The organism is Aeromonas sp. PrichA-15, from assembly GCF_017939245.1.
GTDB lineage: Bacteria > Pseudomonadota > Gammaproteobacteria > Enterobacterales > Aeromonadaceae > Aeromonas > Aeromonas caviae.
The window spans coordinates 16,288-33,193 of sequence record NZ_JAGKRH010000017.1; the positions used below are offsets into that span (position 1 = coordinate 16,288).

13 protein-coding genes are annotated in these 16,906 nt (G+C 61.8%); 3 read left to right on the forward strand and 10 right to left on the reverse strand.

Annotated features, from left to right (window positions below; translation table 11 throughout):
• Positions 1-118: 118 nt before the first annotated feature.
• The 5 genes from eno to rlmD all read right to left on the reverse strand — a co-directional run bounded on the left by eno (position 119) and on the right by rlmD (position 8,139).
• A complete protein-coding gene (eno, locus tag J9889_RS02835) occupies positions 119-1,420 on the reverse strand; it encodes a phosphopyruvate hydratase (protein WP_103858332.1) in 1,302 nt (433 codons plus the stop codon).
• 89 nt (positions 1,421-1,509) lie between these two features.
• On the reverse strand, positions 1,510-3,147 hold the full coding sequence (gene pyrG, locus J9889_RS02840) for a glutamine hydrolyzing CTP synthase (RefSeq protein ID WP_010675629.1): 1,638 nt from the start codon (positions 3,145-3,147) through the stop codon (positions 1,510-1,512).
• 141 nt (positions 3,148-3,288) lie between these two features.
• Positions 3,289-4,086: a nucleoside triphosphate pyrophosphohydrolase gene (gene mazG, locus J9889_RS02845; RefSeq protein WP_103858331.1), complete on the reverse strand. Its 798-nt coding sequence runs from the start codon at positions 4,084-4,086 to the stop codon at positions 3,289-3,291.
• Between the two features lie 170 nt (positions 4,087-4,256).
• Positions 4,257-6,467 carry a GTP diphosphokinase gene (gene relA / locus J9889_RS02850; RefSeq protein ID WP_010675631.1) on the reverse strand — a complete coding sequence of 737 codons (2,211 nt, stop codon included), beginning with the start codon at positions 6,465-6,467 and terminating at the stop codon, positions 4,257-4,259.
• A 349-nt stretch (positions 6,468-6,816) separates the two neighbouring features.
• Complete coding sequence (gene rlmD, locus J9889_RS02855) at positions 6,817-8,139, reverse strand: 23S rRNA (uracil(1939)-C(5))-methyltransferase RlmD (RefSeq protein ID WP_103858330.1); 1,323 nt, start codon at positions 8,137-8,139, stop codon at positions 6,817-6,819.
• Between the two features lie 269 nt (positions 8,140-8,408).
• Here rlmD and barA point away from each other — a divergent pair, with 269 nt between their 5' ends.
• The 3 genes from barA to J9889_RS02870 all read left to right on the forward strand — a co-directional run bounded on the left by barA (position 8,409) and on the right by J9889_RS02870 (position 12,602).
• Positions 8,409-11,129 (forward strand): two-component sensor histidine kinase BarA, encoded by a 2,721-nt coding sequence (gene barA, locus J9889_RS02860; protein ID WP_210555953.1) that lies wholly within the window; start codon positions 8,409-8,411, stop codon positions 11,127-11,129.
• 64 nt (positions 11,130-11,193) lie between these two features.
• Positions 11,194-11,679 carry a DUF1456 family protein gene (locus J9889_RS02865; protein ID WP_010675634.1) on the forward strand — a complete coding sequence of 162 codons (486 nt, stop codon included), beginning with the start codon at positions 11,194-11,196 and terminating at the stop codon, positions 11,677-11,679.
• Between the two features lie 32 nt (positions 11,680-11,711).
• Positions 11,712-12,602 carry an N-acetylmuramoyl-L-alanine amidase gene (locus J9889_RS02870; protein ID WP_210555954.1) on the forward strand — a complete coding sequence of 297 codons (891 nt, stop codon included), beginning with the start codon at positions 11,712-11,714 and terminating at the stop codon, positions 12,600-12,602.
• A gap of 141 nt (positions 12,603-12,743) precedes the next feature.
• Here the strand turns inward: J9889_RS02870 and pdxJ are convergent, their stop codons facing one another.
• The 5 genes from pdxJ to lepB form a co-directional block, all read right to left on the reverse strand.
• Positions 12,744-13,481 (reverse strand): pyridoxine 5'-phosphate synthase, encoded by a 738-nt coding sequence (gene pdxJ, locus J9889_RS02875; RefSeq protein ID WP_103858327.1) that lies wholly within the window; start codon positions 13,479-13,481, stop codon positions 12,744-12,746.
• Between the two features lie 157 nt (positions 13,482-13,638).
• The gene (gene recO / locus J9889_RS02880; protein WP_039040537.1) at positions 13,639-14,349 is read right to left on the reverse strand and encodes a DNA repair protein RecO; all 711 of its coding nucleotides are present in this window, start codon (positions 14,347-14,349) and stop codon (positions 13,639-13,641) included.
• Positions 14,350-15,249 carry a GTPase Era gene (gene era / locus J9889_RS02885; protein WP_103858336.1) on the reverse strand — a complete coding sequence of 300 codons (900 nt, stop codon included), beginning with the start codon at positions 15,247-15,249 and terminating at the stop codon, positions 14,350-14,352.
• 61 nt (positions 15,250-15,310) lie between these two features.
• Positions 15,311-15,982: a ribonuclease III gene (rnc, locus tag J9889_RS02890; RefSeq protein ID WP_010675639.1), complete on the reverse strand. Its 672-nt coding sequence runs from the start codon at positions 15,980-15,982 to the stop codon at positions 15,311-15,313.
• Positions 15,983-16,906 (reverse strand): signal peptidase I, encoded by a 924-nt coding sequence (lepB, locus tag J9889_RS02895; protein WP_103858326.1) that lies wholly within the window; start codon positions 16,904-16,906, stop codon positions 15,983-15,985. It abuts the gene before it with no gap.

Below are 16,906 nucleotides of genomic sequence, written 5' to 3' on the forward strand. Positions count from 1 at the left end.
CCTGTGTGCCGGATGGGTTGGTCGGAATAAAAAATGCAGTTCGCACACGCCCATAAGCGCAGAACGAAAAAGCCCCGCCAGATGGCGGGGCTTTGTGAAGCATGAGCGCAGGCGAAAATTAAGCCTGGTTCTTCACTTCTTTCAGACCACGGAACGGAGCCTTGGCACCCAGGGCTTCTTCGATACGGATCAGCTGGTTGTACTTGGCAACACGGTCAGAACGGCTCATGGAACCGGTCTTGATCTGGCCAGCAGCGGTACCCACAGCCAGGTCGGCGATGGTCGCGTCTTCGGTCTCACCGGAGCGGTGGGAGATGACGGCAGTGTAGCCAGCGTCTTTGGCCATCTTGATGGCAGCCAGAGTTTCGGTCAGGGAACCGATCTGGTTGAACTTGATCAGGATGGAGTTGGCGATGCCGTTGTCGATACCGCGCTTCAGGATCTTGGTGTTGGTTACGAACAGGTCGTCACCCACGATCTGGATTTTCTTGCCCAGTTCGGCGGTCTGGTAGGCGAAGCCTTCCCAGTCGGACTCGTCCAGGCCATCTTCGATGGAGACGATCGGGAACTTGGTGGTCAGGTCAGCCAGGAAGTCGGAGAAACCGTTGGAGGTGAAGATACGACCTTCGCCCTTCAGGTTGTACTCTTTCTTCTCTGCGTCGTAGAACTCGGACGCAGCGCAGTCCATGGCCAGGGTGATGTCGGTGCCCAGTTTGTAACCGGCAGCGGCAACGGCTTCAGCGATCACTTCCAGCGCTTCGGCGTTGGATTTCAGGTTCGGAGCGAAACCACCTTCGTCACCGACGGCAGTGTTGTAGCCCTTGGACTTCAGCACTTTGGCCAGGTTGTGGAACACTTCTGCGCCCATGCGAACGGCTTCTTTCAGGGTCTTGGCGCCAACCGGCTGGATCATGAACTCCTGGATGTCGACGTTGTTGTCGGCGTGCTCACCACCGTTGATGATGTTCATCATGGGCAGCGGCATGGAGTAGACACCCGGGGTGCCATTCAGCTCGGCGATGTGGGCGTACAGCGGCATGCCTTTGGCAGCAGCGGCAGCTTTGGCGTTGGCCAGGGAAACAGCCAGGATGGCGTTGGCGCCGAACTTGGATTTGTTCTCGGTACCGTCGAGGTCGATCATGATCTGGTCGACAGTGGCCTGGTCCTTGGCATCTTTACCCAGCAGAGCCTGAGCGATCGGGCCGTTGACAGCGTCGATGGCTTTCAGCACGCCTTTACCCAGGAAACGGCTCTTGTCGCCGTCACGCAGTTCCAGCGCTTCGCGGGAACCGGTGGACGCGCCAGACGGAGCGGCTGCCATACCAACAAAACCACCTTCCAGGTGAACTTCGGCCTCAACGGTCGGGTTACCACGGGAGTCGATGATTTCACGACCGATCACTTTAACGATCTTGGACATGTGTATTTCCTCAGGTTTCGTAAAAAAACAACAAAAATATGCCAAAAAAAGCGGCTGTGGCACAGAGCCCCAACCGCATTTATTTTCAATTACTTCAAATTACGCTTCTGATACTCGCCCGCCGCCTTCACAAAACCGGCGAACAGGGCGTGGCCATCACGGGGAGTCGAGGTGAACTCCGGGTGGAACTGCGCGGCCACGAACCAGGGGTGATCCGGGATCTCGATGATTTCCACCAGCTTCTTGTCGGCGGAGAGACCGGTCACCTTCAGACCTGCCGCTTCAATCTGCGGCAGCAGCTTGTTGTTCACTTCATAACGGTGACGGTGGCGCTCGTAAATGGTCGGGCTGCCGTACATCTGACGCACCTTGGAATCTTCCACCAGGTGGCAGAGCTGGGAGCCCAGACGCATGGTGCCGCCCAGATCGGACTTCTCGGTCCGGGTCTCGACGTTGCCTTCATCATCCACCCACTCGGTGATGAGACCGACCACGGGGAACGGGCTGTCTTTCTTGAACTCGGAGGAGTGAGCCCCTTCCATGCCCGCCACGTTGCGGGCGTATTCGATCAAGGCAACCTGCATGCCCAGGCAGATACCGAGGTACGGGATCTTGTTCTCGCGGGCATATTTGGCGGCCAGAATCTTGCCTTCCACGCCGCGTTCGCCGAAGCCACCCGGTACCAGGATCGCATCCAGACCTTCCAGCAGCTCGGCGCCACGGGTCTCGATGTCCTGGGAGTCAATGTACTTGATGTTGACGGAGAGACGGGTCTTCAGGCCACCGTGCTTGAGCGCTTCGTTGACGGACTTGTAGGCGTCCGGCAGGGAGACATACTTGCCGACCATGCCGATGGTCACTTCTGCGGTCGGGTTGGCCTCTTCATAGATGACCTGTTCCCACTCGGCCAGGTCGGCTTCTTTGCACTCGATGCCGAAGCGCTCGGTGATGTAGCCGTCCAGCCCCTGGGATTTCAGCAGCGCCGGGATCTTGTAGATGGAGTCGACATCCTTCATGGAGATGACGGCGCGCTCGGGCACGTTGCAGAACAGGGCGATCTTGGCACGCTCGTTGGCCGGAATGGCGCGGTCGGAGCGGCAGATCAGCACATCCGGCTGGATACCGATGGAGAGCAGCTCCTTCACGGAGTGCTGGGTCGGCTTGGTCTTCACCTCGCCGGCGGCGGCCAGGTAAGGAACCAGGGTCAGGTGCATGAACATGGCATTGTTGCGACCCACAATGGCCGCCAGCTGACGAATGGCTTCAAGGAACGGCAGGGACTCGATGTCGCCCACGGTACCGCCCACTTCGACGATGGCAACCTGATGGCCTTCGGCACCGGCAATCACCCGTTCCTTGATGGCGTTGGTGATGTGCGGGATCACCTGGATGGTGGCGCCCAGATAGTCACCACGACGCTCCTTGCGCAGCACGTCTGCATAGATGCGGCCGGTGGTGAAGTTGTTGCGGCGGGTCATCTTGGTGCGGATGAAACGCTCGTAGTGGCCCAAATCCAGATCGGTTTCGGCCCCGTCCTCGGTTACAAACACTTCACCATGCTGGGTCGGGCTCATGGTGCCCGGATCCACGTTGATGTACGGGTCCAGTTTCATGATGGTCACATCCAGACCACGGGCTTCCAGAATGGCTGCCAGAGAAGCTGCGGCAATGCCTTTGCCGAGGGATGAAACAACGCCACCAGTCACAAAAATATATTTGGTCGTCATGCTGAACCTGAAAGAAGTTTAGGGAATTTTAAGGGGTGCTTCGGGGATGAAGCAGGACGGGGAAACAGTATACCAAAACCCCCACTCCCAAACAATGAACAAAAATCTATCAGGCTCCCCGCCGCCCCGTCTTGCGCCAAATCAACTTTGCTCGGTTTCCTTGGCCTTGTTCCAGGCCTCGTCCAGCTTCTCCAGGGAGCAATCCGTCATTTTCAGACCTTCTGCGGCAATAAAGTGTTCAACCTGACGAAAACGACGCTCAAACTTGGTGTTGGCAGCCCGCAGCACCTGCTCGGGATCCTTGCCCAGATGGCGCACCAGGTTGACGGTGGCGAACAAGAGATCGCCGAGCTCGTCGCTCACCCGAGCCTCGTCCACGTCGACCATCAGCGCCTCTTCCATCACCTCGTCGATCTCCTCGTGGATCTTGTCCACCACAGGCCCCAGCGTCTTCCAGTCGAAACCGACGGTGGCGCAGCGCTTCTGGATCTTGGCTGCCCGGGTCAGGGCAGGCAGGGAGAGGGGGATATCGTCCAGCACGCTTTCCTTGTCGAGCGCGGCCCGCTCTTTGGCCTTTTCCGCCTCCCAGTTCGCTTTGACCGCCTGCTCGTCACCCAGGTCGGCATCGGAGAAGACATGGGGGTGGCGGCGAATGAGCTTCTCGCTCACGGTATCGACGATGTCGGCAAAGTCGAACAATCCCTGCTCCTTGCCGAGCTGGGCATAGAACACGACCTGGAACAGCAGATCACCGAGCTCCCCCTTCAGCCCTTGCCAATCTTCGCTCTCGATGGCATCCGCCACCTCGTAGGCCTCCTCCAGGGTGTGCGGCACTATGGTCTGGAAGCTCTGCTTGAGATCCCAGGGACAGCCCCCGTTCGGGTCACGCAATCTAGCCATGATGTCGAGCAGTTGGGGAAGGTCGTAGCGTTGGGACATGGGCAACTCACTTTCGATTCAGTAAATGGGTTCATGAATATCCGCTCACGCCACTGCTCCACATGCTGTGGAGCCATGGCGGCCGGAGATGGGGCGCGTGATATCCGTCTTCAATGCTCTACAAGGAGGGAGAAAATGCAGACCGGCCACTGGGGCCGGTCGGTTGAGCATTACAGCCGCTTGGCGCTGATCACGTCGTTGAGCTGACTGAGCTTGGCCAACGCCCGGTTGAAGGCGTTGATGTTGTAAATCTCCAGCTCCATGTCTATTTCGGCAGTCTGCTCGCGCACGTTGGAGCGCGAACGCACTCCCATCACGTTGATCTTCTCGTTGGCGAGCACGGTGGTGATGTCGCGCAGCAGGCCGGATCTGTCGTTGGAGAGAATGCGGATGGTGAGACCGTAACCGCCGGAGTAGTTCTCCCCCCAGACCGCATCGATCAAGCGCTCCGGGTTGCGACGCGACAGCTCCTTGAGCTGCTCGCAATCCTCCCGGTGGATGGAAACCCCCCGTCCCATGGTGATGAAGCCCTGGATGGCGTCCCCCGGGATGGGCTGGCAGCAGCGGGCGATGTGAGTCATCAGGTTGCCCACCCCTTCCACCACGATGTGATCCTTGGGTTTGGGGCGGAAGGGCACATTGGCCTTCTGCTCCAGCTTCTCCAGCAGACGGCGATCTTCTTCTTCCGCCGTCGGCTTGTTGTAGCGGGTGTCCAGATAATTGAGCAGCTGGTTGATGCGGATGTCGCCGCTGCCGATACCGGCCAGCAAATCTTCCAGCTCCTCCGCATGGAAGCGCTCCAGCACTACCTTGTCCACCTTGGAGAGGGTGAGGTTGTGTCTGTCCAGCTCTTTCTCCAGCAGCTCCTTGCCGGCGGCGATGTTCTTGTCCCGGTCCAGCTTTCTGAACCAGGTGGCCACCTTGGCCCGCGCCCGGCTGGAGCGCAGGAAGCCGGCGTTCGGGTTCATCCAGTCGCGGCTCGGGTTCGGCTCCTTCTGGGTGATCACCTCCACCTGATCACCGGTTTGCAGCGTATAGGTGAAGGGCACGATACGACCGTCGATCTTGGTGCCGATGCAGCGGTGACCGATCATGCTATGCACGTGATAGGCGAAGTCGAGCGGCGTCGCCCCTGCCGGCAGGTCGATGACATCGCCCTTGGGAGTGAAGACATAAACCCTGTCCTCGAACACCTGACTGCGCAGATCGTCCAGCAAGGAGCCGCTCTCCGAGAGATCCTCCTGCCAGGCGAGGAGTTTGCGCAGCCATTCGATCTTGTCTTCGAAGGTGCTGGTCTTGGCAGCGGCCTGTGCACCTTCCTTGTAGCGCCAGTGCGCAGCCACACCGAGCTCCGCATCCTGATGCATCTGCTCGGTACGGATCTGGATCTCCACTGTCTTGCCCTCCTCCCCCACCACCACGGTGTGGATGGACTGGTAGCCATTGGGCTTGGGGTTGGCGACATAGTCGTCAAATTCGCGGGGAATATGGTGGAAATGGGTGTGAACGATACCGAGCGCCGCGTAGCAATCCTGCAGCCGCTTGGTGATCACCCGCACCGCGCGCACATCGAACAGCTCGTTGAATTCGAGGTGCTTCTTCTGCATCTTGCGCCAGATGCTGTAGATGTGTTTCGGTCGGCCATAGACCTCGGCCTCGACGCCGGCCTCGGCCAGGGCATCGCGCAGAGACTGCACGAATTCACGGATGTAGCGCTCGCGGTCGAGCCGTTTCTCGTCCAGCTGTTTGGCGATCTGCTTGTAGGTGTCCGGGTGCAGGTAGCGGAAGGCGAGATCCTCGAGCTCCCACTTGAGCTGACCGATACCGAGGCGGTTCGCAAGGGGGGCATAGATGTTGGTGATCTCCTGGGCCATCAGCACCCGGGTCTCCTCATCCGCCTTCTTCGCCTCACGCAGGCAGGCGATGCGCTCCGCCAGCTTGATGACCACGGCGCGCACGTCCTCGACCATGGCGAGCAGCATGCGGCGCACGTTGTCCACCTGCTCCGGCGAGGTTTCGCTGCGGTGAAGGGTTTGCAGGGAGCGGATGGCCTCCATCTCCAGCACCCCTTCCACCAGCTTGGCGATCTTGGGGCCGAAGTCCTCGTTCACCTTTTCCTGGCTGATGAGACCGGCTTCGACGAAGGGATAGAGAATGGCGGCCTTGAGGGTGGCGAGATCCATGCTGAGCATCAGCAGGATGCCCACCATCTCGACCCCGCGCACCAGCAGGCGGTTGGTGAGCGCTTCGTCACCCAGGGTCAGGCAATACTGGTAGACGGTTCGCAGCTGATTCTTGTCACTTTCACTCAGGGTAAGGGAACTGACCCACTCATCCAGAGTGAAATTGTCTTTCAAATGAATATCGCGCACCGCAACCATGGTATCAATCCTTAAAAGTGTGGGGTCGAAAGCCGATGCTCTCCTCATCCCCTCATCAACTGATGACTGCCTCAAATGGGGATGCATGAAAGAGTTTTCAAGGCATGTCACCGCGCAAGGTGACAGGGCTCTTCCCCGCATCCGATCCACTATCGACGACCTAGATTACCCTAATCACTCCCGCTCAAACAGCGCTGCCGCCGCTGGAAAACCAAGATAACCGCATTCTGCCCTGCCCGTTGAAGGCAGCGAAAAACACCTGTTTTACCTCACTCTGGCAGCATCATGCACATCGAAAAATCATCACGACCGCATCTTGATTCATCCAGAATAATGCGGTCGCCTCGACTCAGCCCCGTTCGAACAGCGCCATGGACTCCAGATGACCGGTGTGGGGGAACATGTCCAGCATCCCCAGACGGGTCAGCTTGTAGCCTCCCTGCACCAGCACCTGACTGTCACGGGCCAGGGTGACCGGGTTACAGGAAACATAGACCACCCGTTTGGGGGAAAGTGCCACCACGTGGCTCATCACCTCCAGCGCCCCGGGTCTGGCCGGATCCAGCAGTACCAGATCGAACCCTTCCCGGGCCCAGGACATGCCTACGATGTCGCCGCTCAAGTCCGCCTTGTAGAAGCGGGCGTTGTCGATGCCGTTGCGGCGGGCATTCTCCTGTGCACGCGTCACCATGGCGAGCTCCCCTTCCACCCCCACCACTTCGCAGGCCTGACGGGCCAGCGGCAGGGTGAAGTTGCCGATGCCGCAGAAGAGGTCCAGCACCTTGTCATCCTTGCCTGCGTCGAGCCAGCTCAATGCCTGCTCCACCATGCGCTGGTTGACGGGCCCGTTGACCTGGATGAAGTCGCCGGGAGCGAATGCAAGAGACAGGCCATCCAGCGTGTAACTTGGCTGAGACTGTTGACGCAGAGGTTCGATCTGCTCGTCCGCCGCCTGCAGATAGAGGTCTATCCCCTGGGCGGTGGCAAACTCGGTCAAGTGCGCCCGATCCGCCTCGGTGGGGCGACCGGTGTGGCGCAGCAGCATCAGAATGCCCTGCTCCCCCTGAATGAGTTCCGCATGGCCCAGTTCGCGCTGGCTCTTCAGCCGGTTGAGGCATTCGCGCAGAGGGGCGATAAGGGCGGAGAGGGGCTCGGCCAGCACAGGACAGCCGGCAATCTCTACCAGATCGTTAGACTGGCGACGGCGAAAGCCCACCCGGGTGCAGCGACCGTTCTTGTCAAACTTGATGGCCAGACGGCAGACCCGGCGGTAGGCGCGGGACTCCCCCGTCAGCGCAGGTGCCAACGCTGGCGCCTGGATGTTGCCAAGGCGCTCGAACAGGCTGACCAGTCCCGCCTCCTTGGCCGCCAGTTGATCTCCCTCTCCCAGGTGCTGGGCACTGCAACCGCCACACTCGCGATAGTGGTCGCAGAAGGGGGCTACCCGGTTGGCCGCCGGCGTCACCACCTGTTGCAGGGAGGCGTGGGCATAGTGCTTCTTGTCGTCGATGATACGGGCCTTGATGGCCTCGCCGGGCAGCGCCCCTTCGACGAAGATGGCCTTGCCCTGATGACGGCCGATACCGACACAGTGGTGATCCAGACTGTCTACCGTAAATTCAATACGTTGGGGCTGGGTGGATTTCTTTTGGGGCTTGAAAAACTGGGCCATAAAACTTGGTGCCTATAGGTGGCTATGTCATGATTGTGGAATCTGCGGCAGACCATTGTCCCACAAGAATAATCGTATGACCAAATACGGCCTGAGGGCCCCAGCCGCGGCATCCGCCCCATCGTCCATTCTGACCAAAAGTGGCCCATTGATATGACCGGATACGGCCTGAGACCCCGTACAGCGACAATGACTGTATTGCCTGCCCGACCCCGGTGCCTGCATGCGCCCCGGGTCATGGCTTCTCTTGCGAAAGGCGGGTCGGCGGCATGACCAAGTACGGTCTCAGGGCCCGGGTGCTGGCCTTCACCATCTTGCCGACCCTCATCATCGGCGGCCTCATCGCCGGCTATTTCACTTTCCACCGCTATCAGCAGCTGGAAAACAACCTCATCGATCAGGGCATCAACATCATCGAGCCCCTGGCCATCGCCAGCGAATACGGCATGACACAGCACAGCCGCGAATCCCTCAAGCGGCTGATCGGGCTCACCCATCGCAAGAACTCGCCCTTCATCAAGTCCATCGCCGTCTTCACCCAGGAGAACCAGCTGTTCGTGACGTCCAACTACCACAGGGACTTCAGCCAGCTTCGTCTGCCGGACGGCAGCGTCATCCCGGCCCTGACCAGCGTCTCCGTCAACGGCGATGACATCATACTGCGCACCCCCATCCAGGCAGAGACCAGCCTGGACGGCTTCCCGCTGCCAAGCGATCTGGAGCCGCCGGTCATCGGCTACATCTCCATGCAACTCGCCACGGACAGGGCCATCGTCCTGCAGTACCGCGACGCCTTCTTCGCGGTCATCATCGTGCTCATCGGGCTGGCCATCAGCGCCCTGTTCGGCTTCCGTCTGGTCAAGAGCGTGACCCAGCCCATCACCGACATGGTGCAGGCGGTGCACCGGATCAGGGAGGGGCGACTCGATACCCGGGTCAGCGGCCAGCTCACCGGCGAGCTGGACATGCTTAAGAACGGCATCAACGCCATGGCCAAGGCGCTCTCCGAATATCACGAGGAGATGCAGCAGAATATCGATCAGGCGACGTCGGATCTGCGGGAGACCCTCGAGCAGATCGAGATCCAGAACGTCGAGCTCGACATGGCGAAGAAGCGCGCTCAGGAGGCCGCCAGGGTCAAGTCCGAATTCCTCGCCAACATGTCCCACGAGCTACGCACCCCGCTCAACGGGGTCATCGGCTTCACCCGCCAACTGCTCAAGACCAGCCTGACCCCGAGCCAGACCGACTACATGCAGACCATCGAGAAGTCGGCGCGCAACCTCCTTGGGATCATCAACGACATCCTCGACTTCTCCAAGTTGGAGGCGGGCAAGCTGCAGCTCGAGCACATCCCCTTCAGCCTGCGGGACACCCTCAACGAGAGCATGCACCTGCTGGGGCCGAGCGCCCACGACAAGCAGCTCGAACTCTCCCTCCAGGTGGATGCCGCCGTGCCGGACTACCTCACCGGCGACCCCATGCGCCTGCAGCAGGTGCTCACCAACCTCACCGGCAACGCCATCAAGTTCACCGAGCGCGGCAACGTGGACGTGCGTGTCGAGCAGACCGGGGAATCCAGCGGCAACAAGGTGCGCCTGCGGGTGCTGATTCGCGATACCGGCATCGGCATCTCGGAAGAGCAGCAGCGCCAGTTGTTCCAGGCCTTCAACCAGGCAGACTCCTCCATCTCCCGCCGCTATGGGGGCACCGGGCTCGGGCTCGTCATCACCCAGAAGCTGGTGCAGCAGATGGGGGGCCAGATCCGCTTCGAATCCGAACTCGGCAAGGGGTCGGTCTTCTCGTTCCACCTGGATCTGGATGTCTCGCCCCTGCCCCAGAGCGAGCGGCTTCCGCTGGATCGCATCCAGGGCAAGCGGGTCTGGCTGCTGGAGCCGGATCCCTTTACTCACGCCTCCCTGCTCGCCCTGCTGGGAGAGTGGCACCTGGATGTGCACTCCCTGACGGTGGACGAGGAGTGGCCCCCGATGAGCAGCCAGGACATGGTGCTCATCGGCAGCAGCACCCTGCACAGCCCGCAGCAGGTGATTGCCCGTCTCGACGGACTGGACGGCCAGCAGAACACCATAGTGCTGCTCAGCAGCCACGAGCCGGCCCTCTACGACGCCATGCTGTCCCACGGCGCCGTCCACTGCCTCTCCAAGCCCATCAACCATCGCAAATTGCTGCACGCTCTGCTCTCCCCCGAGGCGGTACGCCGTGCCCCCCTGCCCGCGCCGATGCCGCGCAGCGTGCAGGCGGTCAAGGTGCTGGCGGTGGATGACAACGCCGCTAACCTCAAGCTCATCGCCGCCATGCTCAAAGAGATGGTGACCGAGGTGGTGGTGTGCAAGAACGGCAAGGAGGCGGTCAACCTGGCCCAGAGCCAGCCGTTCGACATCATCTTCATGGATATCCAGATGCCCGTCATGGACGGCATCAGCGCCACCCAGGCGATCCGCCACCACTCCCTCAACACCGAGACCCCCATCGTCGCGGTCACCGCCCATGCCATTCCCGGTGAGCGGGAGCGCCTCATTCGCCAGGGCATGGACGACTACCTGGCCAAACCTATCGACGAGGGGATGCTGGCGCAGCTCATCACCGACTTCGCCCACCGACGGCACCAGAATCACGGGGATCAGCAGATAGACTGGCCCCTCGCCGTGCGTCAGGCCGCCGGCAAGCCAGCCCTCGCCCGGGAGATGCTGACCATGTTGCTGGCCAGCTTCGACGAGGTGGAGCCCATCCTGGCGGCGGCGCTGGAAGGGAGTGCCGACGATGCAGACGTGCTGGCCCAGCTCCACCGCCTCAACGGTGGCTGCGCCTATTCCGGGGTGCCGGGTCTGCAACGCCTGCTCTCCCAGCTCGAACAGCAGCTGCGCGACGGGGTCGCCGTGAGCGATCTGGAACCCGAATTGCTGGAGCTGCAGGATGCCCTGGAGCAGGTGAGGCAAGAGGCCCCCCGCTACCTGGCCCTGACCGACTGAGGCGCTTTTTCTGACTGGACAGGCGGCAGGTGGTAACATCTGCGCCGTTTCCACAGGAGTCAACATGACCAACAACGATATTCTGCGCCGCCTGCGCTATGCCCTCAGCATCAGCAACGACCAGATGGTCGAGATCTTTGCCAAGGGCAATCTGGCCATCACCCATGCCCAGTTGCACGGCTGGCTGATGAAAGAGGCCGAAGAGGGCGAGGCACAGGAAGCGGGCTTCGCCGCCTGCCCGGACTCGGCACTGAGCCAGTTCCTCGACGGCTTCATCGCCCTGCGCCGCGGTGTGCGGGAAGATGCCCCGCCCCAGGTGATCCCGAACCGGATCAACAACAACCTGATCCTGCGCAAGCTGCGCATCGGCCTCAACTACAAGGAAGAGGAGATGCTGGGCACCCTCAAGCTCGCGAACTTCAACCTCTCCAAGTCCGAGCTGAGCGCCCTGTTCCGCGCCAGGGATCACAAGCACTATCAGGATTGCGGGGATCAGATCCTGCGCAACTTCCTGATTGGCCTCACCGCCAAATACAGGCCCGGGCCCTGATGACCGCCTCCGGCCAGGTGCGAGGCTAGACCATGGGCTGGCGCCGCCTGCTGGCTCCACGCCCGTCGGCGAGCGGCGGCGCGTGCCGGTTCGCGGCGCGCTGGTTCTGGTCACTGCCCCTCATCCTGCTGCTCGGCGCCTGCCAGCCTGCGCCCTATCGTCTCAATCAGGAGCATCAAAGCGCCAGCCAGAATGAGCGCATCGCCTTTCTCATCCTGCACTACACGGATGAAGAGGATGCCCGCTCCCTGCGCCTGCTGACCGAGCCGGAGCACAAGGTGAGCGCCCACTACCTGATCCCCCGCGACACCGACGAGCAACCGTTCCCGGTCTACCAGCTGGTGCCCGACAGCCAGCGGGCTTGGCACGCCGGACGCAGTCGCTGGCATCACTACGCCGGGCTCAACGCCAGTTCGCTCGGCATCGAGATAGTGAATCTCGGGTATGACGAGAAAGACGCGGCCCTGCCCGCCCATCTGAGACACTGGCAACCCTATTCCCCGGCCCAGATCGCCGCCCTCGGCGCACTCGCCCGGGATCTGGTCGAACGCTACCAGATCCCCCCCACCCAGGTGCTGGCCCACAGCGACGTCGCCCCCGAGCGCAAGCAGGATCCCGGCCCCCGGTTCCCCTGGCGCGAGCTCGCCCTGCGCTACGGTGTCGGCGCCTGGCCCGACGAGGCCCGGGTGGCCGAGCTGCGCCAGACGCAGCTCATCCCCTGGGATGCGCTGCAATGGCAGCAGCAGCTTGCCCGTTACGGCTACGGCCTCCCCCAGCACGGCGCCTGGGATGAGCAGAGCCGCGCCGTCCTGCGCGCCTTCCAGCTTCACTTTCGCCCCGCCCTGGTCACCGGCGAGCCGGATGCCGAGTGCCAGGCCATCCTCACCGCCCTGCTGGAGCGCTACTTCCCGGAACCAGGCTGAGACGCCCCTTCCCTTTCCCCCTCTGCACACGGATGCCCAGCCCCATGCCAGATGAGCACGGGGTTCACCCCGACTTCCATTCCTGAAAACGACAAGGGACGCCGAAGCGTCCCTTGTCGTTTTCATACCTGCGAAGCGGCATCAGATCCCCTGACGGGCTTCCTGCATCAGCGTACGCATGTCGCTGACCGCCTTGGCCAGACCGTCGAAGGCAGCGCGGCCGATGATGGCGTGACCGATGTTGAGCTCATAGAGCTCGGGGATGGCGGCGATAGCCTTGACGTTGTGGTAGTGCAGACCGTGGCCCGCATTGACCTTCAAGCCCTTGCCAGCGGCGTAGGAAGCACCGGCGGCGATGCGCTTGAACTCGGCGTTGCGCTCGGCATCCGTGGTGGCATCGGCGTAGCGGCCGGTGTGGATCTCGATGAAGGGAGCACCGCTCGCGGCGGCCGCATCGATCTGCAGCGGATCCGCATCGATGAAGAGCGACACCTGGGCGCCCACGGCGGCCAGGCGGGTCACCGCATCGGTCACCTTGTCCAGCTGGCCCGCCACGTCCAGACCACCCTCGGTGGTCACCTCGGTGCGCTTCTCCGGCACCAGGCAGACGAAGTGGGGCTTGATGCGGCAGGCGATGCCGATCATCTCCTCGGTCACCGCCATCTCCAGGTTCATCCTGGTCTGGATGGTCTGGCGCAGGATCTCCACGTCCCGGTCGGTGATGTGGCGGCGATCTTCCCGCAGGTGGACCGTGATGCCATCGGCACCGGCCTGCTCGGCCACGAAGGCGGCCTGTACCGGATCCGGATACTGGGTGCCGCGGGCGTTGCGCAGGGTGGCGATATGGTCGATGTTCACACCCAGGTAGATCTCGCTCATTGCTTACTCCTTGATACAGGTCATCTGTGAATGCCGGAGCGGGTGGAGCCCGCCCCTCTGTCCATGTGCCGCCGCAGCCCGGTTATGGCCACGGCGACAGCATTATTGTTCATCAAAAGCGATGTCATAAACACAAAACATCACCAGATAATAAAAATCAGCTTGAAACACTGCCTTTTCGCTTCAAAAAGAGCTCCCTGCTCTTCAGTTGACGCTTGCCGAGATAGGGCTGCAGCGCCAGCCGGCTGAAACGCTTGGCCGCCTGCAGCAAGGGAGGCGTGTCGAAACGCCCCTCGGCGAAGGCCAGCAGGTGGGCACCGAGGAACAGGGTACGGGGATCCGGCGCCCGCTCGCAAGCGACAAAGCCGAGCTCCCGCTCGAAGCCGTAAAGCAGGGTGGGGTCGATGGGGGAGTCGTCGTCCGCGGCATATTCGAAGTCCACCGCGTAGCCCAGGGCCTGCAGCAGCAGGAACTCGAAGCGGCGCAGGGGCAGCTCCGGGGTCTCGCCGTCCGCCAGGGCCATGATGGCACGGGCATAGGCGTCGAACACCTCGGGGAAGGGGGTGTGCGCTTCCAGCAGGTAGTAGACCAGCTCGTTGAGATAGAGGCCGTAGAAGAGACGATCCCCGCCGAGGCGCAACGAGTGATCCGGGCACTCCACCTGGGTGAGGTTCTTGAGATCCCCCTTGCCGCGCCAGGCAATGGTGAGCAGGGTGAAGGGCTGAAGCAGCCCCTTCAGAGAGGAGCGTGGCCCGCGGGAACCGCGAGCCACCAGGGTGAATCGACCGCTATCCTGGGTGAAGACCTCGACCAGCTGGCTGGTCTCCCGATAGGGCCGACTGTGGATGACGAAAGCCGGGGTCAGCAATCAGTCGTCGCCATACCCGAGGCTGCGCAGGGCCCGCTCGTCGTCGGCCCAGCCGGACTTGACCTTGACCCACAGCTCGAGATGCACCTTGTTCTGGAACAGCCGTTCCATGTCGATGCGCGCCTCTGTGCCGATGGTCTTGATCTTCTCGCCCTTGTTGCCGATGACCATCTTTTTCTGGCCTTCGCGCTCCACCAGGATGAGCCCGTGGATGTGGTAGAGACCGGTATCCTCCACCTTGAAGCGCTCGATCTCCACCGTCACCGAATAGGGCAGCTCCTCGCCGGTGAAGCGCATCAGCTTCTCTCGGATGATCTCGGAGGCCATGAAGCGGGAAGAGCGGTCGGTCACGTAATCTTCCGGGAAGAAGTGGACGTTCTCCGGCAGCAGATCCTTGGCCCACTCGCGGATCTTCTCCACGTTGGTGCCCTTCTCGGCGCTGATGGGCAGGATGTGGGCAAAGTTCATCTGCTGACCCAGCCACTCGAGGTGCGGCAGCAGATCCTCTTTTTCCTTGACGTTGTCGATCTTGTTGACCGCCAGCACCACGGGGCACTTGAGGTGGCGCAGCTTGCCCAGCACCATCTCGTCATCCTTGGTCCAGTGGGTGCCGTCCACCACGAACACCACCATGGCCACGTCCCCCAGGGAACTGGTGGCGGCGCGGTTCATCAGGCGGTTGATGGCCCGCTTCTCCTCGATGTGCAGACCCGGGGTATCCACATAGATGGTCTGATGGTTCTCCTCGGTGTCGATCCCCAGGATCCGGTGACGGGTAGTCTGGGGCTTCTTCGAGGTGATGCTGACCTTCTGGCCGAGCAACTTGTTGAGCAGGGTGGACTTGCCCACGTTGGGGCGGCCCACGATGGCGACAAAGCCGCAATAGGTGGTATCTGTCATGACCGCGTTCCCAATGCTGATGGAGTGAAAAGAGCGCACAGTGCCGGATCCGTCATGGTGCTCATGACAGCCGTTCCAGTGCTTGCTGCGCCGCGGCCTGTTCGGCCTTGCGGCGGCTGGAGCCGATCCCGACCAGGGGGCCATCCAGCCCATCCACTTCGCACTGGACGGTGAACTCCTGGTTGTGGGCCTCGCCCTTGACGTTGGTCACCGTGTAGGTCGGCAGGGATTTGCGGCTGCCCTGCAGGATCTCTTGCAGACGGGTCTTGGGATCCTTCTGTTCGATCCCGGGCTTGATCTCGCCAAGGCGGCTGGCATACCAGCCGAGCAGGAGGCTGCGCACCCGCTCCAGATCCGTGTCCAGATAGATGGCGCCGATCACCGCCTCGACGGTGTCGGCCAGGATGGACTCGCGGCGAAAACCGCCGCTTTTCAGCTCCCCCGGCCCCAGGATCAGGTGATCCCCGAGGTCGAATTCCCGGCCCAGCTCGGCCAGCGTCTTCTCGCGCACCAGGGTGGCGCGCATCCGGCTGAGATCCCCTTCCGCCGCCTGCGGGAAGCGGTGGAAGAGGTCATCGGCAATCACCAGACTCAGGATGGAGTCCCCCAGAAATTCCAGGCGCTCGTTGTGACGGGACCCTGCGCTGCGATGGGTCAGTGCCCGGGTCAGCAGCTCAGGATCCTGAAAGACATGCCCGAGACGGGACTGCAGTCTGTTCATCTTGATATTCATTTACTTGATTCCGCCAATGCGGTTGAAGCGCACACCGGTCGGCACCCAGCTCGGCAAGCTGGACCCTTCCTCGCGCTCGAATTCGAAACTGATCCAGATGGCGACCGCCTTGCCCACCAGGTTCTGCTCGGGCACGAACCCCCAGAAACGGCTGTCGGTGCTGTTGTCGCGGTTGTCACCCATCACGAAGTACTGGCCTTCCGGCACTACCCACTCGTCGGGGTAGGTGCCGGGCTGGCGATAGTAGCGGTCCACCAGGTCCGGCATCAGCGGGTTGCGCAAGGTCTCGTGGGAGACATCGCCCAGCTGTTCGGTGTAGCGATCCAGCGGGATCCCCATCTGGCTGAACTCGCCGCGCTGCTCGAACTTGACGTCCAGCTTCTGGAAGCCGGGGCACGTTTTCCCTTCCTGCTCATCGCACTTGGGCCGGATCATCAGCTCCTTGTTGCGATAGATGACCCGATCGCCGGGCATGCCGACCACCCGCTTGATGTAGTCCACCCGGGTATCCAGCGGATACTTGAAGACCACCACATCACCGCGCTTCGGCTCACCGGTCTCGAGGAACTTGGTGTTGGTCACCGGGTCCTTGAGGCCGTAGGCAAACTTCTCCACCAGGATGAAGTCGCCCACCAGCAGGGTCGGCATCATGGAGCCGGACGGGATCTGGAACGGCTCGAAGATGAAGGAGCGCAGGATCAGCACCAGCGCGATCACCGGGAAAACCCCGCCGGTCTGTTCGATCCAGACCGGCATGGGGGCCACCTTGGCCAGTGTCTTCTCGTCCACATCCGGACCGGCATTGGCACGGGCGGCGGCAATCTTGGCCGCCCGCTGCTTGGCCCAGACCAGCTTGTCGAGCGTCCAGATAATGCCGGTCAGCAGGGTGACGACGACGAGGATCAGGGAAAAGGTGCTTGCCAT

What these genes read in the sequence shown, in the direction of transcription:
- eno (WP_103858332.1), bottom strand. Translation starts at nt 1,420, where the DNA reads ATGTCCAAGATCGTTAAAGTGATCGGTCGTGAAATCATCGACTCCCGT.
- pyrG (WP_010675629.1), bottom strand. Translation starts at nt 3,147, where the DNA reads ATGACGACCAAATATATTTTTGTGACTGGTGGCGTTGTTTCATCCCTC.
- mazG (WP_103858331.1), bottom strand. Translation starts at nt 4,086, where the DNA reads ATGTCCCAACGCTACGACCTTCCCCAACTGCTCGACATCATGGCTAGA.
- relA (WP_010675631.1), bottom strand. Translation starts at nt 6,467, where the DNA reads ATGGTTGCGGTGCGCGATATTCATTTGAAAGACAATTTCACTCTGGAT.
- rlmD (WP_103858330.1), bottom strand. Translation starts at nt 8,139, where the DNA reads ATGGCCCAGTTTTTCAAGCCCCAAAAGAAATCCACCCAGCCCCAACGT.
- barA (WP_210555953.1), top strand. Translation starts at nt 8,409, where the DNA reads ATGACCAAGTACGGTCTCAGGGCCCGGGTGCTGGCCTTCACCATCTTG.
- J9889_RS02865 (WP_010675634.1), top strand. Translation starts at nt 11,194, where the DNA reads ATGACCAACAACGATATTCTGCGCCGCCTGCGCTATGCCCTCAGCATC.
- J9889_RS02870 (WP_210555954.1), top strand. Translation starts at nt 11,712, where the DNA reads ATGGGCTGGCGCCGCCTGCTGGCTCCACGCCCGTCGGCGAGCGGCGGC.
- pdxJ (WP_103858327.1), bottom strand. Translation starts at nt 13,481, where the DNA reads ATGAGCGAGATCTACCTGGGTGTGAACATCGACCATATCGCCACCCTG.
- era (WP_103858336.1), bottom strand. Translation starts at nt 15,249, where the DNA reads ATGACAGATACCACCTATTGCGGCTTTGTCGCCATCGTGGGCCGCCCC.
- rnc (WP_010675639.1), bottom strand. Translation starts at nt 15,982, where the DNA reads ATGAATATCAAGATGAACAGACTGCAGTCCCGTCTCGGGCATGTCTTT.
- lepB (WP_103858326.1), bottom strand. Translation starts at nt 16,906, where the DNA reads ATGGCAAGCACCTTTTCCCTGATCCTCGTCGTCGTCACCCTGCTGACC.